The sequence below is a fragment of the Verrucosispora sp. FIM060022 genome (assembly GCF_003977705.1).
Taxonomy (GTDB): domain Bacteria; phylum Actinomycetota; class Actinomycetes; order Mycobacteriales; family Micromonosporaceae; genus Micromonospora; species Micromonospora gifhornensis.
Genome location: NZ_RQIV01000001.1, coordinates 405,357 through 427,553, shown reverse-complemented (window position 1 = coordinate 427,553; position 22,197 = coordinate 405,357). Strand labels below are relative to the sequence as shown.

Below are 22,197 nucleotides of genomic sequence, written 5' to 3'. Positions count from 1 at the left end.
GACTCTAGTGGGCACCCCCGACATCGGAGCTCACCGAACGCGCGTGGCGCTGCGCGGTGGCCGCCGGGCTGATGATGCGGCGACGGCGGAAGGGCACCAGCAGCGTCGGGTGGAACACGGCCCAGGCGGCGCCCCGGCAGACGAGTTCCTTGTAGCGGGCCGCCAGCCTGCCCCGCAGGTGTGTCGCCTTGGCCCGGTCGTCGGCGGTCACCGTCTGGATGATGCCGTCGCGCCGGCCGAGGCTGATGCACTGGTTGAAGTAGCGGATCGGGATCCTGCGGACCGGTCGCCCGGTCAGACGGGCGACGATGGCGTCGGCCGCCTGCCAGCCCGTCGGGATTCCGGTGGCGCAGGACATTCGCAACGGCTTGCCGCCCGGGCCCCCGGCGAGAGCGGCGTCGCCGACCGCGTACACGTCGGGGTGCGACACCGAGCGCATCGTGGCGTCCACGACGATCTGCCCGGTCGGTGCGACCTGCAAGGCCGTCGTGGTGGCGAGCGACGATACGGCGAAGCCGGCGGACCAGACGGTCACCTCGGCCGCGATGACCTCGCCGGTGCCGGTGACGACGCCGTTCGCCTCGACGCGGCTGACGTCGGTGCGCTCGTGGACGGTGATGCCGAGCCGGTCGCACACCTCCCGCAGGTACCGGCCGGCCCGCGCGTCGAGCCAGTCACCGAGACCGCCCCGGGTGGCGATCGCGACGGCGAGGTCGGGTCGGGCCTCGGCGATCTCGGTGGCCGCTTCGAGGCCGGTGAGTCCCCCACCGACGACCAGGACGGTGCCGCCCGCGCCGAGGTCGGTCAGGCGTTCGCGCAACCGCAGCGCGGACCGGGCGCTGCCGACGTCGTACGCGTGCTCGGCGACGCCGGGGACACCGTGGTCGGCGGAGGCGCTGCCGAGGGCGTACACCAGCGTGTCATAGTCGATCTTGTCGGCACCGGTCAGCGTGACGGTCCTGGCCTCGACGTCGACGCCGGTGACCCGCGCCAGTCGGACCCGCACGCCGGTGCCCGCGTAGACGTCGCGCAGCGGACGACGCTTGAGCTCCGACCCGGCGGCGTACTCGTGCAGGCGGACCCGCTCGACGAAGTCGGCGGACGCGTCGACGACGGTGATCTCGGTCTGGTCGGGGTGCAGTCGCCGGGCGAGGCGACCGGCGACGGTCGCCCCGGCGTAGCCGGCACCGAGGACGACGATGCGATGCGTCATGCTTCCACTCCCTGTCTGCGTGCGGTGCCGTCGAACGGAACGGGCCGGTCGGCGGCGTACGCTTCCTGAACCGGGCAGCGCCGCGATTGCTGACAGGATTCGGCTGTGGCCTGGGTCACCAGCTGTCGACGACGGGCGCGGAGCGCGCGGAGGCCGACCAGAGCCGGGTGACCCGGTCAAGCTTGTCGGGATTGGCCTGGGCGTGGATGTCCGACACGCCCTCGGCGGTCATCTCCAGCGACAGCACCCCGACGACCCGGTCCGCGACGACGACAAGCACCGCGGGCACCCCGTTGACGATCTCGGCGTACAGTGTCGCCGCCCCGCCGAGCACCTGCCGGCGCAGATCCGTGGCCCGGAAGACGCCGCGCAGGAACCTGGCCACCGCCACCGCACCGACGATCGGCGTGCCCCGGGCGGGGATCCTGCCTCCACCGTCACCGGTGCTCATCACGTCATCGGTCAACAACTCGACAAGCCGTGCGGTCTCGCCGCTGCTGGCCGCGGCGAGGAACTCCGTCACGATGGTCCGGGCGGTGGCCTCGTCGACCTCGACCCGGGCCCGGCCGGCGGCGACATGCTGCCGGGCCCGCCGGTAGAGTTGCTGACAGTTCGACTCGGTGAGGTCGAGGATCTCGGCGATCTCCGCGTGCGGATAGCCGAACGCCGTACGCAGGACGTACACGGCACGCTCGTTGGGCGAGAGCCGCTCCATCAGGGTGAGAACCGCCAGCGACACCGATTCGCGCTGCTCGACGGTGTCGACCGGGCCGAGCATCCGGTCCCCGGCCAGCAGTGGCTCCGGCAGCCACATGCCCACGTAGCTCTCCCGCCTGGCCCGGGCCGAGGTGAGCTGGTTGAGGCACAGGTTGGTCAGCACCTTCGTCAGCCACGCGGCGGGCTGCTCGACCCCTGCCCGGTCGGCGGCCTGCCAGCGCAGGAACGTCTCCTGGACCATGTCCTCGGCGTCGCCGGCCGAGCCGAGCAGGCGATAGGCCACCGCCTCCAGTCGAGCTCTCGACTGCTCGAACAGGTCGAGGTCGTGCGCGCTGAGCGACATGGTTCGAGTGTCACCCACCCGGGCGAGGCACCGCCCGTCACCCCCTCATCGAGCGGACGGCATCCCGTCGGCGGGCGGGCGTCAGCCCGTCGTTGAGCTGACGTCGCCGGCGAGCAGGTGGATGCCGAGCGGGGTGAGCCGGTGCACCTTGGCACCGCCGACGCGCTCGCTGTCGACCAGGCCGGCACCCCGCAGCGCGGCGGTGTGCTCGGAGGCCGACGACACGCTGATTCCGACGAGCCGGCTCACCGTCGTGGTGGTGTGCCGGCCGGGTTCGCCGAGCTGCCGCAGCACCGCCGCACGGGTCCCACCGAGGAGCTGGGCGAGCGGATCGTGCCTGGTCGGAGGCGATTCGGGCGGAGGATCGACCGGGTACACCAGCAGCACCGGCTGGCCCGGTCGGACCAGCACGCGGGGACGCAGACCGGCCAGCGGGCCGGGGATGAGCAGGATGCCCTCGCCGGTGCCGGTCAGCTCCGCGCTCCACCAACTGTCGATCTCCAGGATCGGCGGGCGCCACCGGATCGACGGGTGCAGCTCGTTGAGCAGACCGTCCACTCCGGACCGGGCGTACGTGCGGGAGCGGTGCTCGACGTGGCCCCGGTGCGCCGCCGTCAGTTGGGACCAGGACGGGGCGAGCACCGCGTCGAAGTAGCGGTCCACCGCCCTCGTCAGCAGTTCCAGGATCTGCGGGTCGGCCGCCACGAAACGCCGCCGCCAGAGGCTGGGCGGCAGTTCGGCGTACGCCTCGGTGAGCTCGGCCGTGATCCGGCGACGCGGAGTGGCCATGATCGACTCAATGCCGGCGGCCACCGACTCGATCCCGTGCAGCGGGGTCAGGAAGTCGGGCAGCAGGCCCCGCGCCGGCAGCAGGTGCCGCAGCGCGGCGGTGCTCGCCGAGGCGGCCTGCGCGCGGGCCGCCAGGCCAGGCATCCGCGCGGCCACCACGGGATCCCGCAGCGCCTGGCTGGCCAGGATCGCGGTGCCGACCGGGTGGGGGCGGCTACCGAACCTGATCCGGGTCAGGTCCGCCGCGCCGAGCCGCAAGGTGATCACTACTCAAGGGTGCCAGCTTTTCGGCGTACGCCGAAAGGGTTGTTGCGGTGACGGCCCAGCGGCGACGGTGTGGTGGACCTACGGCCGGGAGGGGGCGGCGTGCGTCGGATGCTCGGGTGGTGCGTGTCGGCTTTCCTGCTGGCGGGGGCCGCGGCGTGTGGTGGTGGCGGAGCAGCGCCGCCCACGACGTCGGGGGCGGCTCCCGCCGTGTCGCCTGGGCCGGGGCAACATGCGTTGACCCTGGACCATGGCGGGCTGAGTCGCAGCTACCGGTTGCACGCACCACCCGGATACGCCCCGGCGCGGCCGGTGCCGCTGGTGATCGCGCTGCACCCGTACCCGGGCACCGGTCTGGAGATGAGCCAGCTGTTCGGCTGGGACACGGTGGCCGAGCGGGAGGGGTTCCTGGTCGCCTACCCGGACGGCGTCGACGGTGGGTTCAACGCCATGGTCTGCTGCGGCAACGCCGACGACGTGGGTTTCCTCGCCGCGCTCACCGGCCACCTGGTCGACACCTGGCACGTCGATCCCGACCGGGTCTACCTGACCGGCATCTCCAACGGCGGTGACCTGAGCTTCCGGGCCGCGGTGGAGGCCGGCGGCACGTTCGCCGCGATCGGGGTGGTCAGTGGCGGGTTCATCGGCGAACGGACGAACGCCGACGAGTACGCGCCGCAGCAGCCCGTATCGGTGGTCACGTTCATCGGCGAACGGGACCGGTACGCCCTGCCGTTCCGCACCGGGATCGACCGCTGGCGGCAGCGGCTGGGCTGCACCCCGGTGACCCCGCCGCCGGTTGCTCCGGCCGAGGACGTCACCCTCAGCCGGGCACGCTGCGCCGACGGCAGCGACCTCGACGTGTACCTGATCGGCAGCATGGGTCACTCCTGGCCGGGTGCCTCGGGCGACCGGTTGAGCGCCCCCGAGGTCGAGGTGAACGCCACCGAACTGATCTGGACGTTCTTCGCCGCCCACCCGCGCCGGGTCTGACGGCACGTCGGGAATCGCCACAGCCAGAGGGTTTTGTCCGGATAGTAACGGGAATGCGCGTTCGCCCGTACTACCCGAGAGGCGACCCAGGTGAGCGCAGCGAACGTCGACAGTCTGGTGCCGGCCGACCCGTGGCCCCTGCCCCGCAACCCCACCGTGGCGGATCACATCGTGCAGCGGCTCGCCTGCTGGGGCGTACGCCGGTACTTCGGCTATCCCGGTGACGGCATCAACGGCATGACTTCCGCCCTGCAACGCACCCACCAGCAGGCGCAGTTCATTCAGGTACGGCACGAGGAAACCGCCGGCTTCGCCGCCTCCGCCCACGTCAAGTACGGCGGCGGGCCGCTCGGCGCCGTACTCGTCACCAGCGGGCCGGGGGCCATCCACGCGCTCAACGGCCTCTACGACGCCAAACTGGACCACCAGCCGGTGGTGGCGCTGGTCGGGCACACCGCGCTCACCGCCGAGGGCGGCGGCTACTACCAGGAGGTGGACCTGCTCGCCCTCTACAAGGACGTCGCGGCGGCGTTCCTGGCCCAACTGGACCACCCCTCCCAGGTACGGCACCTGGTCGACCGGGCGTGCCGGACCGCGCTGGCCCGGCGTACCGTCACCGCGCTGGTCCTCCCCCTCGACGTGCAGGACGAGGCCGCCGTGCCCGATCCGCCGCACGCGCACGGCTTCTACCACACCAGCAGCGTGCCCAGCAGCGGACCGACCGTGCCACCGGAGGCCGACGTCCGGCACGCCGCCGAGGTGCTGCGCGGCGGCGAACGGGTGGCCATGCTTGTCGGCCAGGGCGCGATCGGCGCCGAGAACGAGGTGCGCGAGATCGCCCACCGGCTCGGCGCGGGGGTGGCCACCGCCCTGCTCGGGTTCACCGTCGTGGACCACCGGGAACCGTGGGTGACCGGTGCCATCGGACTGCTCGGCACCCGACCGAGTTGGCAGCTGATGAGGGAGTGCGACCGGCTGCTGATCGTCGGCAGCAACATGCCGTACTCGGAGTTCTATCCGCCACCCGGCCAGGCCCGGGCCGTGCAGATCGACCACGACGGCACCCAACTGGGCCTGCGGTACCCGACCGAGGTGAACCTGACCGGCGACGCCGCGCCCACCCTGCGGGCCCTGCTGCACGAGCTGGGCCCCGGCCCCGGACCGACCGGCTGGCGGCAGACCATCGCCGGGGCCACCGCCGCCTGGCGGCAGGCGCAACGTGAACTCGCCGAGCAGGACGCCGACCCGGTCAACCCGCAGCGGCTGTTCGTCAGCCTCAGCGAACGGCTGCCCGACAACGTGATGCTCGCCGTGGACTGCGGCACCACCACCGCCTGGTACGCCCGCCACATCAAGGTCCGCCCCGGGATGCTGGCCAGCCTCTCCGGCACCCTGCTGTCCATGGGCGGCGGCATGCCGTACGCCCTGGCCGCCAAGCTCGCCCATCCGGACCGGCCGCTGGTGGCCCTGATCGGTGACGGGGCGATGCAGATGAACGGGGTCAACGAGCTGATCACGGTGGCGAAGTACTGGCGCGACTGGGCCGATCCCCGCTTCGTGGTGCTGGTGCTGAACAACCGGGATCTGGCGTTCGTCAGCTGGGAACAACGCTCCACCGAGGGCACCCCGATGTTCCCGGACAGCCAGCAGCTACCCGACATCGCGTACCACCGCTGGGCCGAGGTGCTCGGGCTCCGCGGCGACCTGGTCGACCACCCGGATCAGGTGAACGACGCCTGGGACCGAGCCCTCCAGGCGGACCGCCCCACCGTCATCAACGCCCTGGTCGACCCGGCCGAGCTGATGATGCCCCCGCACTTCACCGCCGACCAGGTCCGCAAGACCGCCGCCGCCATGCTGCGCGGCGACACCGACTGGGCCGGCATCATCCGCCGCGGCCTCCCCACCATGGTCACCACCTACCGCCCCCGCCGAGCGTGAAAGGAAGGGCACCTTATTAACGCCTCGTGTATAGGAAGGGCCCCTTGTTAACAGAGCACGCCGGCGCTGCGGCCGTCAGCCCCGGTTCTGCAGCCAACGGGGCAGGCCGGACTGACCTCGCTCGGTGGTCGGGCGACGCTCGTCGAGCGGGCTGCGCTCGACCGGACGGCGGGGATCGCCGACCAGAGCGCGGCTGGGGGCGATGAACGACTGGGCGGGCTCACCATCGACCGCCGTGGCAATGATCCGGGCGACGGCCTCGATCACCCGGGCCTGCACGGCGGAGCCGACCAGGTCGGTGGGGTCGTCCGGGTTGGCGGCGATGCCGGCGACCGCGACCTGCGGGGTGAAGCCGACGAAGGTTTCCGTGGCGGCCTGCTCGGAGCTGCCGGTCTTGCCGGCCACCGGGCGGCCTTCGAGGATGCGATTGACCGCCGTGGCCGTACCGCCGTTGCACTGTGCGAACGCCGACTGCTGGCCGACCGGGCAGCGTGCCGCGTCGGTGGCGGCCCGCGCCACGTCGGGGTCGAGCACCTGCCGGCAGGAGGGGTCGCCGACCGGCAGCCGCTGCCCGTCCGGCGCGGTCACCGACACCACCGGCACCGGCGCGCAGTACGTGCCCTCGGCGGCCACGGTGGCGTACGCGTTGGCCAGGTCCAGCGGGGTGGTGGCGGAGACGCCGAGAGTGAAGGCCCCCCAGTTGGCCGCGTTGTTCTCGGCGAAGCGCGCGTCGGCGTCGGCCCGGAAGGTGATGCCCAGCCGCTGGGCCATCTCGACCACCTTGTCCTGGCCGACCTGCTCGGCCAGCCAGACGAAGTACGTGTTGACCGAGCGGCCGAAGCCGTCCCACATCATCCGGTAGCCGTCCATCCACTGCGGGTTGGCGTTCGCCGGGCACCACTGGCCGCCGCAGCTGCTGTCGTCGGTGCCGGCGGCGTACCGGGTGGGCAGCCGGCTGGGGGCGTCGAACCCGGTCGACAGGGTACGGCCGGACTCCAGCGCGGCGAGCATGGTGAACAGCTTGAACGTCGAGCCGGCCTGGTATCCGGCGACGCTGCCGCCACCGGAGATCAACGGGTTGACGGTGTTCGGGTAGTTGAGCTGCCCGTCCGGGTTGTCGTCGAGGCTGTAGTGCCGGTTGACCGCCATCGCGAGCACCCGACCGGTGCCCGGTTCGACCGCGGCGATCGGCACCGCGCGCTTGTTGTCGTACCCGTAGATGCTTGTGGCCTGCTGCTGGGCGGTCTTCTGGAGCTGCGGGTCGAGGGTGGTGACCACGCTGTAGCCGCCCCGGCGCAGCGCCTGTTCACGTTCGGCGACGGTGTCGCCGAACGCGGGCTGTTCCATCCACCAGCGGCGCAGGTAGTCGCAGAAGAAGCCCCACCCGTCGCGGGAGCTGACCGTGGCCGCGCAGCCGTTGGCCTGCTCGCTGGGGTCCAGCTTCACCTTCTCGGCCTTCGCGCTTCTCGCCTGCTCCGCGGTGATCGCCCCGGTCGCGACCATCGAATCCAACACGTACGCCCGCCGGGTCAGCGCCGCGTCGGCGTCACCGTCGATCGGGCTGTACGCCTCCGGCGCCTGCACCAGGCCGGCGAGCAAGGCCGCCTCGGCGAGGGTCAGGTCGGCCGGGGCCTTGGAGAAGTAGCGCTGGCTGGCGGCGGAGATGCCGTACGCCCCGGAACCGAAGTACGCGATGTTGAGGTAGCGGTTGAGGATCTCGTCCTTGCCGAGGCGCTGTTCCAGCGCGTTGGCGTACCGGATCTCCTGGACCTTGCGCCCGATGGTCTGCTCGGTGGCCGCGGCCCGTTCCTCGGCGGTGCGGTTCGGGTCGGTCTTGAGCACGTTGCGCACGTACTGCATGGTCAGCGTCGAGCCACCCTGCTCGGTGCCGGAGGTGACGTTGCTGACCAGGGCCCGGAACATGCCACGCAGGTCGACGCCACCGTGGTCGTAGAAGCGGCGGTCCTCGGCGGCCACGATCGCCTGCCGCATCACCGGCGCGATCTCCGCAAGCGTCACGTCGGTGCGGTTGACGTCGTAGAACGTGGTGATCAACGTCTTGCCGTCGTTGGCGTAGAGGTAGGAACGTTGCGGGGTGGCCGGGGTCCGCAGCGCGTCCGGCAGCGCGGCGTAGTTACCGAGCGCGGCCCGGGCGGCGAAGCCGAACACCAGGTTGACCGGCAGTACGGCGACCGCCAGCACGAGTCCGGCGAGCACGCCGGTCAGCAGCACGGTGAACAGCCGCGACAGCGGCGTAGGGGTGGCCATGGTCACCAGGATTGCCGCGAATGCCACCTTCCGACCACCCGTACGCGGTGGTTGTCAGCCAATTCACCGCCATTTGCCAGCCGCTTGTGCGCTGGTCAGCGCTGTTGCGGCCGGCAACACGGACACCACCGCCCGGCTCGGCACGACGGGAACGCCGAGCGACGCAGGGGACGCCAGGGACGGCGCGGCCGGAAGGGTGGTCCGGCCGCGCCCCACAGGCAGACGGGTCGGGTCAGGCCGCGCCGAGTGGGCCGGCGCCGCCGGGGCCGAGCGGGCCGGGTGGGCCGGCCGTGGCCACGCTGGCGCTGGCCGCGTCGTTGAGGATCTCCCGGGGCATCAGCCGGCCGGAACGGTACGCGATGCCGATGCCGGCGATCAGTACGAAGATCGCGCCGAAGGTCTGCAGGGAGCCGATCAGCGCACCGCCGAGGCCCAGCAGCGGACTCGCGATCATCAGCATGGTGCCGTCGCCGATGCTGAACATGCCTGATCGAGCCACCGCCCAGCCGGTGAGCAGCCAGCCCAGGCTGTAGCAGGTCGCGCCGACCAGCACCAGGGTCCGGGCGGTGGTGCCGAAGACGGGTGTCTGTTCGGCCAGCCCGGCGAACGGCAGCATCAACACCGTGCCGGCGATGCTGACCAGCAGCCCGGCCACGGCGGGATGGCGGCTGCGGGTGGCGGCGAGCAGGCCGGTCAGACCGAGCAGGGCCAGCAGGCCGAGCCAGACCGCGGCCACCCAGCCGATCAGATACAGCGCCCGACCGTCGGCCGGGTACGGGTCGTTGCCGACGCCACCGTCGCTGGCCATCGCGACCAGGCCGTAGAGGATCGCGTACGCCGGCAGCAGCCAGACCGCGGCGCGGGCCAGCCGGCGCAGTGACCACGCCCAACTGGCGTTGGTGGCGGGCCCGGGCGCGGCGGGCTCGTCGATGAAGGGCAGTACGCCGAAGCCGCCGCCGGTCCGCCGGGTGCCCAACGGGCCCTGGGGGTCGTGCCTGCCCGGCACCTCCGGCGCGGACCACAAGCGGCGCAGCGGTTCCATGCCTCACCTCGCTCATCCACGGGCATTCCCTGGGGCGCAGGAAAAAGCGCCCCGGTGCCTGACCAGACCGGCCCTAGGACCGATGGTGGCAAACACCGGAGCGCCCCATGAGGCTTTCTCGCATTACTGTCTGGCGGAGATCGACTCCGTTACGCCGAAACGGCGGAGTCAAGGTCGGCCGGACCGCGCCGTTACGGCGAAACGGCGGGTTCGACGCCGGCCGGACAGCGGCGAAACGGCGGGCGCGCCCGTGAGGGTGGGCGCGCCCGCCGGTTGGTGGATCAGCCGCGCTCGCGCTGGTCGGCCGGGTCGTTGAGCAGGCTGGTCGGCGAGACCGGCTCCGGCGCGGGCAGCCCCTGCGGGGCCTTGCCGCCGGTGGCCTGCGCCTCGGCCACCCGTACCTCGTTGTGGATCTCCTGGGCTGCCGCGGCGGCGGCCTGGGCGGCCTCGGCGGCCTCGCGCTCGACGGCGCTTGCGTCGTCGGAGGCCTTCGGGCTCGGCGCGTCGCCGACCATCTGGCTCAGCCCGCCGAGTGCGCCGCCCATGCCCTCCAGGGCCTTGGTCAGCTCGGCCGGCACGATCCACACCTTGTTGGCGGTGCCGTTGGCGATCTGCGGCAGGGCCTGGAGGTACTGGTAGGCGAGCACCTTCTGGCTCGGGTTGGCGGTGTGGATCGCGTCGAAGACGGTACGGATCGCCTTGGCCTGACCCTCGGCCTGCAGGATCCGGGCCTGCCGGTCACCGTCGGCGCGCAGCACCGCGGCCTGCTTCTCACCCTCGGCGGTGAGGATCTGCGACTGCTTGTGCCCCTCGGCGTTGAGGATCGCGGCACGGCGGTCCCGCTCGGCGCGCATCTGCTTCTCCATCGAGTCGCGGATGCTCGGCGGCGGCTCGATCGCCTTGATCTCCACCCGGGTCACCTTGATGCCCCACCGGCCGGTGGTCTCGTCCAGTACGCCGGACAGGTGCCGGTTGATCTCCTCGCGGCTGGTCAGCGCGCGCTCCAGGTCCAGCGAGCCGATCACGTTACGCAGCGTGGTGACGGTGAGCTGCTCGATGGCCTGGAGGAAGTTGGAGATCTCGTAGGTGGCCCGAACCGAGTCCACCACCTTGAAGTAGAGGACGGTGTCGATCGAGACGACCAGGTTGTCCGAGGTGATCACCGGCTGGGGCGGGAAGCTGACCACCTGCTCCCGCATGTCGACCTTGGTACGCACCGAGTCGATGAACGGTACGAGCAGGTTCAGACCCGGGTTCAGCGTGCGCTTGTAGCGACCCAGCCGCTCGACCACGTCCTGGCGCTGCTGCGGAACGATCCGCAGCGCCTTCGCCAGGGTGATCACCGAAATCAGCGCGATACCTATCAACAGGACGGGGAATACGAATTCCATCCGTTCACCTCTCCGCTTCGGGTAGCTCAGCGGGCGTCGCAACATCCCGCCAGACCAGGGCTACCGCTCCCTTGACCTGAATAACCTGCACCCGTTCGCCGGGGACCAAAACCTGGGTGGCGTCGTAGGCGCGGGCGCTCCACACCTCGCCGTCGATCTTCACCATGCCCTTGTCGGAGTCGACCTGCTCCAACACCAGGGCGGTGGAGCCCTCGATCGCCTCGATGCCGAACGCGGTGTCGCCGCTCTCCATCGCCGACTGTTTGTGTCGCTGGATGACCGGCCGCGCGGCGAGCACGGTCAGCGCCGACACGGCGGCGAAGACCACCGCCTGCACCGCCACCGGAGCACCGAGCGCGGCGGCGCCGGCAGCGGCGAACGCACCGACCGCGAACATGATCAGAAACAGGGTCGCCGTGAAGATCTCAGCGACCGCCAGCACCACGCCCAGCACGATCCAGAACACGGCATCCATAACACGATCGTGACATGACAATGCACGTGTCATCGAATTGACATGATCGTAAGCTCCCGGTCACCACTATCCGAGGGAGAAAGATGTCTCTGCGTCCCGAAACCACCCGACAGGTCGACACCGTGGTGGCCGACGCCCAGGCGGCCGGTCACGTTCCGTCGTTGATTCTCGGTGTGGTGCGCGACGGCACGCTGGCCCACGTGACCGCCGCCGGCAGCAACCCGGCACCCGATGCCGATCTCCAGTTCCGGATCGGTTCGATCACCAAAACGATGACCGCGGTGCTGATCATGCAGGAACGCGACGCCGGTCGGCTGGCCCTGGACGACCCGCTGCGACGGCATCTGCCGGAGGCCGACGCGGCAGGGCCGGTCACCCTGCGGCAGTTGCTCGGGCACATCAGCGGTCTCCAGCGGGAGCCGGACGGACCGTGGTGGGAACGCAACGCCGGCGTCGACCTGCCCACCCTGCTGGCCGGGTTCTCCGCCGCGAAGATCGCCTACCCGCCGCACCGCACGTTCCACTACTCCAACCTGGCGTACGGGTTGCTGGGCGGGGCGCTGGAACGGATCACGAAGACGCCGTGGGCGCAGCTGCTGTCCGAGCGGATCCTCGACCCGCTGGGCATGAACCGCACCACGTACGCGGCCACCGCACCGTTCGCCCCCGGCTACGTGGTGCACCCGTGGCACGACACGCTGCGGGAGGAGCCGCGTGCGGACACCGGCGCGATGGCACCGGCCGGGCAGCTCTGGTCCACCGTCGCGGACCTGGCCCGCTGGGCGGCCTTCCTCGCCGAGCCCGATCCGGCCGTGCTCGCCCCGGAGACCGTCGACGAGATGTGCGTCCCGATGGCGATGATCGACCCGGACTCCTGGCGGGCCGGACCCGGACTGGGCCTGGCGCTGCACCGCGAGGGCGAGCGGGTGTACACCGGACACGGCGGCTCGATGCCCGGTTACCTCGCCGTGCTGGAGGTGCACCGGCCCAGTCGTACCGGGGTCGTCGGCTTCACCAACGCGTACTCCTTCCGCAGCGGCGGTCTCGGCACGCTCGGCCGGCAGCTGCTCACCCAGGTCCTGGATGCCGAACCGATGCCGGCCCGGCCGTGGCGCCCGGTCGACGCACCGCCCCCGGCCGACGTGGCCGCCCTCACCGGCCGCTGGTGGTGGATGGGCCTTCCGCTCGACGTCACCTGGGACGCCGCGACCGGCGAGCTGCTCGGGACCATGCCAGGTGATCCGGTCAGCCACTTCGTCCCGCAAGGTCCGGACCGGTGGCGGGCCGTCCGCGGCGAGGAGAACGGCGAGGTGCTGGCCGTGCTCCGCGACGACAACGGCACCCCGGTGGCGCTGGACATCGCCACCTTCGTCTTCACCCGCTCCCCCGACGACGCGCCGTAACCGGTCCCGACCCGACGACGCGCCGTAACCGGTCCCGACCCGGCGACGCGCCGTAACCGGTCCCGACCCGGCGACCGGGGCCGGCACGGCACGCGGGTCGGGGCCGGCCGGTCGGGTCGGGTGGCTCAGGGCGCGGTGGAGCGGACCACGACGGCGTCGGGGATCGGCGGGGCCGGTTCCGGTGGGCGGCGGGCCAGGCGACGCACGGCCGTGTTGAGCACGGCGATCAACGGTACGGCCACCAGCGCGCCGACGATGCCGTCGAGCACCACACCGGCGGTCACCGCCAGTACCACCGGCAGCGGATGCAGGGCCACCGCCCTGCCCATGATCCAGGGCTGGAGGACGTTGCCCTCCACCTGCTGCACCACGATCACCGCACCGAGAATGGCCAGCGCGGTGACCCAGCCGCTGTCGACCAGGGCGACCAGCACCGCCACCGCGCCGGACAGGGTGGCACCGACGATCGGGATGAACGCGCCGAGGAACACCAACGCGGCCAGCGGGAAGGCGAACGGCACGTCGAACAGCACGAGCGCGATGCCGATGCCCAGCGCGTCGATGAAGGCCACCAGCACCGTGGCCCGGACGTACGCCACCAGGGTCAGCCAGGAGGCCCGACCGGCGTCGTCGGTCCGCCAACGGGCGGCGACCGGGAGCATCCCGACCAGGAACCGCCAGATCCGGTCACCGTCACGCAGGAAGAAGAACATGGCGAAGAGCACCAGCAGGGTGCCGGTGAACACCTCGACCACCGTGCCGGCGGTGTTGATCGCTCCGCTGGTCAACGACTGACTGTTCTCGTTGATCCACTTCTGCCCGGCCTCGACGTACCCGTTGAGCTGACCGTCGGAGAGCCCGAGCGGGCCGTCGCGCAGCCAGTCCTGGATCTGCCCGATGCCGGCCGCGGCCCGTACGCTCAGATCCGGCAGACCGACGATGAACTGGTTGACCACAAGCGTCAGCGTGCCGACCACCGCGCCGAGCCCGCTGATCAGCACCACGGCGGTGGCCAGGGACCGGGGAACGCGCAGGCGCAGCAGCCAACCCACGGCCGGCGCCAGCAACGCGGTGAGCAGCAGGGCGACCAGCAGCGGGACGATGACGATGCGAATGGCACCCATGAAGCGCAACAGCGCCCAGCCGACGACCCCGATCACGATCAGGCGCCACGACCAGGCGGCGGCGATCCGGAGCGCCTTCGGCACGTCGGAGTCGTCGCGGCTGGTCGTCGAGCCGCCACCGTCGACGGGCGGTTCCGGTCGCCAGGGCAGCGGGTCGGGCCGGGCTTCCTCCGCCCGGATCGCGGCCCGTTCGCGCTGCCGCTCGCGGGCGGCGCGGACCGACTCACGCCCCGCCTGGAACGCCTGACGCACCCGCCGTCGCGGCTGCTCGAACCGACTCAACCGGCACCCCCGGGGAATGGTAGGGATCAGGCGGTACACCGTAGCGCTCCGCTGCCAGAACCGGGACATGCGCACCCGGGGCGGCGTGCCGCGGTACGTGGACGGCGGTGGGCGGTCGACGTAGGAGTACGCCGCGAGTGACCGGGATCAGGCCGGCTCGGTGACGAAGTCGATCAATCGTTCCATGGCGTTGATCAGGGGGGTCTCCACCTCGGCGTAGGTGTTCACCCGGGACAGGATGTGCCGCCACATGTCGGCGGGCTCGGCGACGCCCAGCGCCGCGCAGACGCCTTCCTTCCACGGCCGCCCCGGCGGCACCACCGGCCACGCCCGGATGCCCAGGGCCGCCGGTTTCACCGCCTGCCACACGTCGACGTACGGGTGCCCGGTGACGAGCACGTGCGGCGAGGTCACCCGGGCCACGATCCGGCTCTCCTTCGAGCCGGGCACCAGATGGTCGACCAGGACACCGAGCCGCCGGTGCGGCGCCGGCCCGAACTCGCGTACCGCGGCGTCCAGGTCGTCGATGCCCTCCAACGGCTCCACCACCACGCCCTCGATGCGCAGGTCGTCGCCCCAGATCCGTTCGACCAGGGCGGCGTCGTGCACACCCTCCACCCAGATCCGGCTGGCCCGGGCGACACGGGCACGTACCCCGTCCACCGCGATCGAACCCGAAGCGGTACGCCGGCGCGCGGCCGGCACCGGCGCCGGGGCGGGCCGGCGCAGGGTGACCGGCCGACCGTCGAGCAGGAACGCGGCCGGACGCAGCGGGAAGTTGCGCCGCTTACCGTGCCGGTCCTCCAGCACGACCGCACCGGACTCGAAGCCCACCACCGCACCACAGAAGCCCGAATCGGCGTCCTCGACCACCAGGTCGGTCTCGGCGTCGACCTCCGGAATCACCGTCCGACGCCGCCAGTTCCCCGCCAACACGTCCTCGCCATACCGCCGCCCCATCCCTCGCACGCTAGTGCCAACACCCCCACCCCACACCTCGACCCGCCGCCCACCCCCGCCCCATGGATCGTCGATCTTGCAGAAATTGTCGCCGCGAAAGGTATATAGCGGATGTAAAGGTGACCAAAACTGCAAGATCCACGGCGTGGAGGGGCGGCGAAGGGTGGGTGGGTGGGTGGGGGTGGGGCGCGGCAGCCGAGACAGGGGCGGGCGTGAGCACGTACTCTTTCGGCATGTCCACCCCCGCTGCGGGTGCGGCCATCCTCGCGCCGCGCCGGTCGAGCCGGTTCGTTGCCTGGGTGCGCGCATGGCGCGCCGGGCTGGTGCCCTTTGACGAGGTCGCCGACGAAGTCGCCGGTGACGAGGAGCACCACGTCGCCGACGCGCCCGGCACCTGGACGGACGTGCCGCTGCGGGAGGCCCTACCCACCCTGGCCAAGCTCTCGCCGGACGAGATCCGGCTGGTGCTGCCGGCACCGGGCGACCCTCGTGGCCTGCCCGGTCCGGGTGACTTCGCCGGGGCCGCCCTGCTCGCCGGTGAGGCGGTCGTCGCCGGCGCGATGGGTCTGATCCCCGAGGTACGGGTGCACACCTCCGGCTCCGGGGACACCTTCGAGACGGTGCTCTGGCGGGTCTACCCGCTGCCGGCGAACGCCCCGGCCGCTTCGCTCACCCTGCCCGGCGCTGCCGAGGCGGAGGCGGAGCTGGCCGCTGCGCTGGCCGACACGACGGCGGCGCTGACCCGACTCGACGTCGCCCAGTGGCGTCCCGAGCTGGCCGGTGCCCTGGAGGCGTTGCGCCGCCCGGACGGCACCACCGACCTGCCGCCCGGCTTCGACCCGCGGGCCCGTCGGCTGTTCGCCCGGGCCGCCGTACTCGACCGGGTACTCGCCCTGGCCGGGCACGCCGCGCCCGGCGGCGCGGTCAACAACTACGAGGCCCAGCAGCGCGACGCCGCCCTGCGCCCGCTGACCACCGCCTGCCGCCAGGCGCTCGTCGCCGCCTGCAACGCCCCGCTACGACCGTAGGCTCGTCGCCGCTACGTCCGCTACGCCCGTAGGCTCGTCGCCGCCGGCAACGTCCCGCTGCGTCCGTAGTCAGGAAGGGTCGATGGTCTGCGACGCGTCGGGCACCGGCGGCGGGTCCGACACGGCAGCGGTGGTGGTGGCGGTGCCCTGCTGGGCGGTGAGGAGCCCGAGCAGGCGCAGGTTGTCGTGTGACGGGCTGCCGGGGTCGGTGTGGTAGAGGAACAGGGTCTGCTCCGGGTCGCCCGGTAGCGACAGCGCCTCGAAGCGCAGGGTGATCGGGCCGACGGCCGGGTGCATCATCCGCTTCACACCGTACGTGCGCTCGTGCACCTGATGCCCGTTCCACCAGCGACGGAAGTCGGCACTCTTGATGGTCAACTCGCCGACGAGTTCGTTCAGCCGGACGTCGTCGGGGTTGCGGCCGGCGTAGAGGCGCAGCGTTCCGACCACCTCGGCGGCCACGGTCGACCAGTCGAGGAACGCGTCCCGCGCGGCCGGGTCGAGGAAGATCCAGCGGGTGTAGTTGCGGTGCCGAGGTGGCAGCTGGGTCCAGTCGGTGAGCAGGGCCCGGGCCAGAGTGTTCGAGGCGAGTACGTCGGTGCGACGCCCGAGGATCAGGGCCGGCTGGTCGGTCATCGAGGCGATCAGCTGCTGCATCGCCGGCCGTACCCGCTGGGTGGGCGGTGGTGCGGTGCCGCGCCGTGCCGGACGGGCCAGGTCGGCCAGGTGGGCGCGTCCGACCGCGTCGAGCCGGTAGACCCGCGCGAGGGCGTCGAGGACGGCTTCCGAAGGGCTGCTGTGACGTCCCTGCTCCAGCCGGGTGTAGTAGTCGACGCTCACCCCGGCGAGCGCGGCCACCTCCTCCCGGCGCAGGCCGCGAACCCGTCGGCCGGACTGCGAGTCAGGTAGGCCGGCGTCCGCCGGGCTCAGATCGGCCCGGCACTTCCGCAGGAAATCACCTAGTTCCGTGCGTCGCCTCATCAGCCAATGATCTGTCGTCCGGGCGCCCACCGGCAGGTGTTGGGTGGGCATGCCGTTCCCTGGTACGGCTGGGCCTGACTCGCCGTGGTGGCGACCGCCGTTGCGCCGAAACATTGAGGATGTTCCCGCAACGACCCACACAAGGAGCACGACATGGCCTCCGCCACCCGCCCGGTCACCTGGTTCGTCACCGGTGCCTCCCAAGGGCTGGGCCTCGAACTGGTACGGCAACTGCTGGGTCGGGGCGACAACGTCGCCGCCACCACCCGCTCGACCGAGCGTCTGCTGACCGCCCTCGGCCCCGCCGCCGGCGAGCGGCTGCTGCCCCTCGGCGTCGACCTCGGCGACGAGCAGGCCGTCAACGCGGCGGTACGCGCCACCACCGACCGCTTCGGCGGCATCGACGTGGTGGTCAACAACGCCGGCTACGGCTTTCTCGGCGCGGTCGAGGAAGCCTCCGACGCCGAGGTGCGGCAGATGTTCGAGGTGCAGATCTTCGGCACCTGGAACGTGCTGCGCGCGGTCCTGCCCGGAATGCGCGCCGCCCGCCGTGGCCACATCATCAACGTCTCGTCGATCCTGGGGCTGACCGCCTTCCCCGGCTGGGGCCTGTACTGCTCGGCCAAGTACGCGCTGGAGGGTCTGTCGGACTCGCTCGCGGCGGAGGTGGCCGACCTCGGCATCAAGGTGAACGTGGTCGAGCCGGGTTACACCCGCACGAACTTCCTGCGTACGTCGTCGCTGGGGTTGCCCCGGGCGACGGCGAGCGGTTACGAGGCGATCCGCGAGATGACCGAGGCGCACCTGGCCATGCCGGGCACCCAGCTCGGCGACCCGGTCAAGGCGGCCGCCGCCATCATCACGGTCGCCGACACGGGCGAGGCACCCCTGCACCAACTGCTCGGCTCCGACTCGTACGGTCTGGCCAGGAACCGCGTCGAGGCCCTGACCAGCGACATCGAGGCCGGTCGCGACCTCGCCTTCAGCACCGACATCACGCAGAGCTGACTGCTCGTCGCAGTGGTGGCCGGCCGGCTCCCGTCCCGTGGACCCGGCCGGCCGCCGCGTTCACCCCGGACGCGACGGCAAACGGGCGGCAGGTACGGCACCACGGCCGCGCTGCTGCCCGCCGCCGAACAACGCAGCCTGCCCGGCGAGTGGCACGGCGTACCGGCGGCCACCGGGGCCCCGGTCGTCGCCGGCTTCCTCCGCCGCGACCCGGCGCAGCACTGACGCCTGCGACTGACGCCCGTCGCGTCAGATCTCGTCGATCAGGTCGGCCACCGAGTTGACAATGCGCGACGGCCGGTACGGGTAGCGTTCCGCCTCCGTGCGGGTGCTGATGCCGGTCAGCACCAGGATGGTCTCCAACCCGGCCTCCAGGCCGCAGAGGATGTCGGTGTCCATCCGGTCGCCGATCATCGCGGTGCTCTCCGAGTGCGCGTCGATGGTGTTCAACGCCGAGCGCATCATCATCGGGTTGGGCTTGCCGACGAAGTACGGCTCCACCCCGGTCGCCTTCGAGATCATCGCGGCCACCGAGCCGGCGGCCGGCAGGGCACCCTCCACCGACGGGCCGGTGGCGTCGGGGTTGGTGCAGATGAACCGCGCCCCGTCGTTGATCAGCCGGATCGCCTTGGTGATCGCCTCGAAGCTGTAGGTGCGGGTCTCCCCCAGCACCACGTAGTCGGGCGCGAAGTCGCTGAGCACGTAGCCGACCGCATGCAGCGCCGTGGTCAGCCCGGCCTCCCCGATCACGTACGCGGTGCCGCCCGGCCGCTGATCGGCCAGGAACTGGGCGGTGGCCAGCGCGGAGGACCAGATCGCCTGCTCCGGCACGTCCAGACCCATCCGGGCGAGGCGGGCCCGGAGGTCACGCGGGGTGTAGATGGAGTTGTTGGTCAGCACCAGGAACGGCTTGCCGGAGGCACGCATCCGCTTGATGAACTCCGGGGCGCCCGGCACCGGCTGGCCCTCGTGCACCAGCACACCGTCCATGTCGGTGAGCCAACTCTCGACGGGTTTACGGTCATGCATGCTCGTCTCCGCAGGGATGTCGGGGGGTGGTCGCCAGGGCCGGTCAGGACGGACGGCGGGGCGGGACGCAGCAGACCGAGGGGCAGCTGTCCCACATCGGCAGCTCGCCGAGGCGGCGACGCCTGTCGACCCCGGCCGGGTCGATGCGTTCCTGCACCAACTCCCGAACCATGGTCACGAAGCGGGGGTCGGTGCCGGGGGTCTGCGCGCGGACGTACTCCAGGCCGAGCCGCGTGGCCGTGTCCCGCGCCTCGGTGTCGAGGTCCCAGATCACCTCGAGGTGGTCGGAGACGAAGCCGATCGGGCTGACCACCACGGCGGTGACGCCCTTCGCGGCGAGGGCGGTCAGGTGATCGTTGATGTCCGGCTCCAGCCACGGCACGTGCGGCGGCCCGGAGCGGCTCTGCCACACCAGGTCGTAGGGCAGGTCGGGGGCGGCGGCCGTGTGCACCAGCCGGGCCGTCTCGGCGAGCTGCGCGGTGTACCGGCCGCCGTGCGGGCCGGCGCTGTCCGCCATCGACACGGGTACGGAGTGTGCGGTGAAGACCAGTCGGGTGTGGTCCCGGCGGGTCGGGTCGAGCTGGCTCAGCGCTGCCCGTACCGCGTCGACGTGCGGCTCGACGAAGCCGGGATGGTCCCAGAACTGGCGGATCTTCTCGATCACCGGCGCGTCCGGACCGACCGCGGCTCGGGCGGCGGTGATGTCCTCCTGGTACTGCCGGCACGAGGAGTACCCGCCGAAGGCGCTGGTGACGAAGGCCAACGCCCGCCGTACGCCGTCGTCGCGCATCTGCGCGAAGGTGTCGGCGAGCATCGGGTGCCAGTTCCGGTTGCCCCAGTACACCGGCAGGTCGAGACCGTGGGCGGCGAAGTCGGCGCGGATCGCGGCGAGCAGGTCCCGGCACTGCTGATTGATCGGGGAGACGCCGCCGAAGTGCCGGTAGTGCTCGGCCACCTCGGCCAGGCGCTGCGGCGGGATGCCCCGCCCCCGGGTCACGTTCTGCAGGAAGGGCAGCACGTCGTCGGGCCCTTCCGGGCCGCCGAAGGACACCAGCACCACCGCGTCGTACGCCATGGTCCCATTCTTGCCCCTGCCGGGCGGCGACCCGGCAACGCCCCCGGGTCCCGGCCGTTAAGAGGGGCCCCCTGCTCTACCGCAGGCGTTAACAGGGGGCCCTTCCTTGCACCTACGCGCCGATGGCGTGGTAGCCCCCGTCGACGTGCACGATCTCGCCGGTGGTGGCGGGGAACCAGTCCGACAGCAGCGCCAGGCAGGCCCGCGCGGCCGGTTCCTGGTCGGTGAGGTTCCAGCCCAGCGGGGCCCGCTCGGACCAGGCGTCCTCGAACTGCTCGAAGCCGGGGATCGACTTGGCGGCCATCGTCCGCAGCGGCCCGGCGGCGACCAGGTTGCTGCGGATGCCCTGCTTGCCCAGGTGCAGGGCGAGGTAGCGGGAGGTGGACTCCAGGCCGGCCTTGGCCACACCCATCCAGTCGTACACCGGCCAGGCCTGGGTGGCGTCGAAGGTCAACCCGACCACCGCACCGCCCGGCGACATCAGCGGCAGCGCCGCGGTGGCGAGCGACTTGTAGGAGTACGTGGAGACGTGCAGCGCGGTGGCCACGTCCTCCCAGGAGGCGTCGAGGAACCCACCGCCGAGGCAGCTCTGCGGGGCGAACCCGATCGAGTGCACCACCCCGTCGAGGCCGTCGACGTGCTCACGGACCTTGTCGGCGAGCCCGGCGAGGTGTTCCGGGTTGGTCACATCCAGCTCGATCACGGGCGCCGTCTCGGGCAGCCGCTTGGCGATCCGCTCCACAAGCGAAAGCCGGCCGAACCCGGTCAGCACGACCTGGGCGCCGTTCTCCTGAGCGAGCTTCGCCACCGAGAAGGCGATGGAGGCGTCGGTGATGACGCCGCTGACGAGCAGCCGCTTACCGGCCAGCAGTCCGGACATTATGCTCATTCCTCCGTACTCACGTTCAGTGGCCCGCTCGGTTCTCGGTGGCCTGCTCGGCTCAGTGACCCATGCCCATGCCGCCGTCGACCGGGATGACCGCGCCGGAGATGTAACCGGCGCTGTCGCCGGCCAGCCAGGTGACGACCGCGGCGACTTCCTCCGGGCTGGCCATCCGACCCGCCGGGATGGACTTGAGGATCTCCGCCCTACGCTCGTCGGAGAGTACGGCGGTCATGTCGGTCTCGATGAAGCCGGGCGCGACGACGTTGGCGGTGATGTTGCGGGTGCCCAGCTCGCGGGTGATCGAGCGGGCAACTCCGACCAGGCCGGCCTTGCTGGCCGCGTAGTTGACCTGGCCGGGGCCGCCGGAGAGGCCGACCACCGACGAAATGAAGATCATGCGACCCCACTTGGCCCGCAGCATCTTCGACGACGCCCGCTTGGCGCAGCGGTAAGCTCCGGTCAGGTTGGTGTCCAGCACCCGGGTGAACTGCTCCTCGGACATCCGCAGCAGCAGCGTGTCGTCGGTGATGCCGGCGTTGGCGACCAGCACCTCCACCGGGCCGAACTCCGCCTCCACGGCAGCGAACGCCGCGTCGACCGACTCGCTGTCGGTGACGTCGCAACGTACGCCGAAGATCCCGTCGGGCGCTCCGCTGCCCCGATGCGTGATCGCCACCCGGTCACCCTGCTTGGCGAAGGCCTGCGCGATGGCCAGACCGATGCCGCGGTTGCCGCCGGTGACCAAGACAGTTCGAGACACGTACGTCCCCTCCAAAGATCGCTGCGGGTTGGAGACTAGGCGCTACCGCACAGTAATCGCTAACCCGACCCACGTCACCGCACGTACGGTGATCACTTCCGCCTCGGACGACGGACGGTGTCGACGGGCGTTCACCCCGGCGTCCGACCGCGGGTCGGCCGGATGCGCCCGCTTCGATCGCGGGTGTACGCTGACTCCCGTTTGCGGGTCGCACGCGGCCCGTAT

General features: G+C 71.6%; 20 protein-coding genes. 6 read left to right on the top strand and 14 right to left on the bottom strand.

The features are described 5' to 3' along the window. Positions 1 to 4: 4 nt before the first annotated feature. From EG812_RS01885 to EG812_RS01875, 3 genes are all read right to left on the bottom strand, one after another. Positions 5 to 1,213, bottom strand: coding sequence for an NAD(P)/FAD-dependent oxidoreductase (locus tag EG812_RS01885; RefSeq protein ID WP_126710552.1), 1,209 nt, complete (start codon positions 1,211 to 1,213; stop codon positions 5 to 7). A 115-nt stretch (positions 1,214 to 1,328) separates the two neighbouring features. Then, positions 1,329 to 2,273 (bottom strand): RNA polymerase sigma-70 factor, encoded by a 945-nt coding sequence (locus tag EG812_RS01880; protein WP_126710551.1) that lies wholly within the window; start codon positions 2,271 to 2,273, stop codon positions 1,329 to 1,331. A gap of 81 nt (positions 2,274 to 2,354) precedes the next feature. Continuing rightward, positions 2,355 to 3,329 carry an ArsR/SmtB family transcription factor gene (locus tag EG812_RS01875; RefSeq protein WP_126710550.1) on the bottom strand — a complete coding sequence of 325 codons (975 nt, stop codon included), beginning with the start codon at positions 3,327 to 3,329 and terminating at the stop codon, positions 2,355 to 2,357. A 234-nt stretch (positions 3,330 to 3,563) separates the two neighbouring features. Here EG812_RS01875 and EG812_RS01870 point away from each other — a divergent pair, with 234 nt between their 5' ends. Both EG812_RS01870 and EG812_RS01865 read left to right on the top strand, forming a co-directional pair. After that, entirely contained in the window at positions 3,564 to 4,319 is a 756-nt protein-coding gene (locus tag EG812_RS01870) for a CE1 family esterase (RefSeq protein ID WP_126710549.1), read from the top strand. 90 nt (positions 4,320 to 4,409) lie between these two features. Continuing rightward, on the top strand, positions 4,410 to 6,260 hold the full coding sequence (locus tag EG812_RS01865; RefSeq protein ID WP_233579337.1) for a thiamine pyrophosphate-requiring protein: 1,851 nt from the start codon (positions 4,410 to 4,412) through the stop codon (positions 6,258 to 6,260). Positions 6,261 to 6,335: 75 nt separating this feature from the next. Here EG812_RS01865 and EG812_RS01860 read toward each other — a convergent pair whose 3' ends face one another. From EG812_RS01860 to EG812_RS01845, 4 genes are all read right to left on the bottom strand, one after another. Further along, positions 6,336 to 8,528 (bottom strand): transglycosylase domain-containing protein, encoded by a 2,193-nt coding sequence (locus tag EG812_RS01860; protein ID WP_126711068.1) that lies wholly within the window; start codon positions 8,526 to 8,528, stop codon positions 6,336 to 6,338. A 232-nt stretch (positions 8,529 to 8,760) separates the two neighbouring features. Next, the gene (locus EG812_RS01855) at positions 8,761 to 9,570 is read right to left on the bottom strand and encodes a hypothetical protein (protein ID WP_013734867.1); all 810 of its coding nucleotides are present in this window, start codon (positions 9,568 to 9,570) and stop codon (positions 8,761 to 8,763) included. A gap of 281 nt (positions 9,571 to 9,851) precedes the next feature. Then, positions 9,852 to 10,961 carry an SPFH domain-containing protein gene (locus tag EG812_RS01850; RefSeq protein ID WP_013734868.1) on the bottom strand — a complete coding sequence of 370 codons (1,110 nt, stop codon included), beginning with the start codon at positions 10,959 to 10,961 and terminating at the stop codon, positions 9,852 to 9,854. Between the two features lie 4 nt (positions 10,962 to 10,965). Continuing rightward, complete coding sequence (locus tag EG812_RS01845; protein WP_013734869.1) at positions 10,966 to 11,436, bottom strand: NfeD family protein; 471 nt, start codon at positions 11,434 to 11,436, stop codon at positions 10,966 to 10,968. Between the two features lie 83 nt (positions 11,437 to 11,519). Between EG812_RS01845 and EG812_RS01840 the strand changes: the two genes are divergently transcribed. Continuing rightward, positions 11,520 to 12,839: a serine hydrolase domain-containing protein gene (locus tag EG812_RS01840; protein ID WP_126710548.1), complete on the top strand. Its 1,320-nt coding sequence runs from the start codon at positions 11,520 to 11,522 to the stop codon at positions 12,837 to 12,839. 125 nt (positions 12,840 to 12,964) lie between these two features. On the opposite strand, the gene EG812_RS01835 is transcribed toward EG812_RS01840, so the two are convergent. Continuing rightward, positions 12,965 to 14,245, bottom strand: coding sequence for an AI-2E family transporter (locus tag EG812_RS01835; protein ID WP_043721423.1), 1,281 nt, complete (start codon positions 14,243 to 14,245; stop codon positions 12,965 to 12,967). A 147-nt stretch (positions 14,246 to 14,392) separates the two neighbouring features. Further along, a complete protein-coding gene (locus tag EG812_RS01830) occupies positions 14,393 to 15,205 on the bottom strand; it encodes a DUF3097 domain-containing protein (RefSeq protein WP_043721424.1) in 813 nt (270 codons plus the stop codon). A 233-nt stretch (positions 15,206 to 15,438) separates the two neighbouring features. Between EG812_RS01830 and EG812_RS01825 the strand changes: the two genes are divergently transcribed. After that, positions 15,439 to 16,233, top strand: coding sequence for an Rv1486c family protein (locus EG812_RS01825; protein WP_013734873.1), 795 nt, complete (start codon positions 15,439 to 15,441; stop codon positions 16,231 to 16,233). Between the two features lie 69 nt (positions 16,234 to 16,302). Here the strand turns inward: EG812_RS01825 and EG812_RS01820 are convergent, their stop codons facing one another. Beyond that, entirely contained in the window at positions 16,303 to 17,214 is a 912-nt protein-coding gene (locus EG812_RS01820; protein WP_126710547.1) for a helix-turn-helix transcriptional regulator, read from the bottom strand. 153 nt (positions 17,215 to 17,367) lie between these two features. Here EG812_RS01820 and EG812_RS01815 point away from each other — a divergent pair, with 153 nt between their 5' ends. Together EG812_RS01815 and EG812_RS01810 are read left to right on the top strand one after the other, a co-directional pair. Next, the gene (locus EG812_RS01815; protein WP_126710546.1) at positions 17,368 to 18,222 is read left to right on the top strand and encodes an SDR family NAD(P)-dependent oxidoreductase; all 855 of its coding nucleotides are present in this window, start codon (positions 17,368 to 17,370) and stop codon (positions 18,220 to 18,222) included. A 15-nt stretch (positions 18,223 to 18,237) separates the two neighbouring features. Then, positions 18,238 to 18,447 (top strand): hypothetical protein, encoded by a 210-nt coding sequence (locus EG812_RS01810; RefSeq protein ID WP_126710545.1) that lies wholly within the window; start codon positions 18,238 to 18,240, stop codon positions 18,445 to 18,447. 24 nt (positions 18,448 to 18,471) lie between these two features. Here EG812_RS01810 and EG812_RS01805 read toward each other — a convergent pair whose 3' ends face one another. The 4 genes from EG812_RS01805 to fabG all read right to left on the bottom strand — a co-directional run bounded on the left by EG812_RS01805 (position 18,472) and on the right by fabG (position 21,972). Next, positions 18,472 to 19,251 carry an HAD-IIA family hydrolase gene (locus EG812_RS01805; RefSeq protein WP_013734877.1) on the bottom strand — a complete coding sequence of 260 codons (780 nt, stop codon included), beginning with the start codon at positions 19,249 to 19,251 and terminating at the stop codon, positions 18,472 to 18,474. A 43-nt stretch (positions 19,252 to 19,294) separates the two neighbouring features. Continuing rightward, complete coding sequence (locus EG812_RS01800) at positions 19,295 to 20,326, bottom strand: ferrochelatase (RefSeq protein WP_126710544.1); 1,032 nt, start codon at positions 20,324 to 20,326, stop codon at positions 19,295 to 19,297. A gap of 112 nt (positions 20,327 to 20,438) precedes the next feature. Continuing rightward, positions 20,439 to 21,206, bottom strand: coding sequence for an enoyl-ACP reductase FabI (gene fabI, locus EG812_RS01795; protein ID WP_126710543.1), 768 nt, complete (start codon positions 21,204 to 21,206; stop codon positions 20,439 to 20,441). A gap of 61 nt (positions 21,207 to 21,267) precedes the next feature. Beyond that, on the bottom strand, positions 21,268 to 21,972 hold the full coding sequence (fabG, locus tag EG812_RS01790) for a 3-oxoacyl-ACP reductase FabG (protein WP_013734880.1): 705 nt from the start codon (positions 21,970 to 21,972) through the stop codon (positions 21,268 to 21,270). Positions 21,973 to 22,197: the final 225 nt, after the last annotated feature.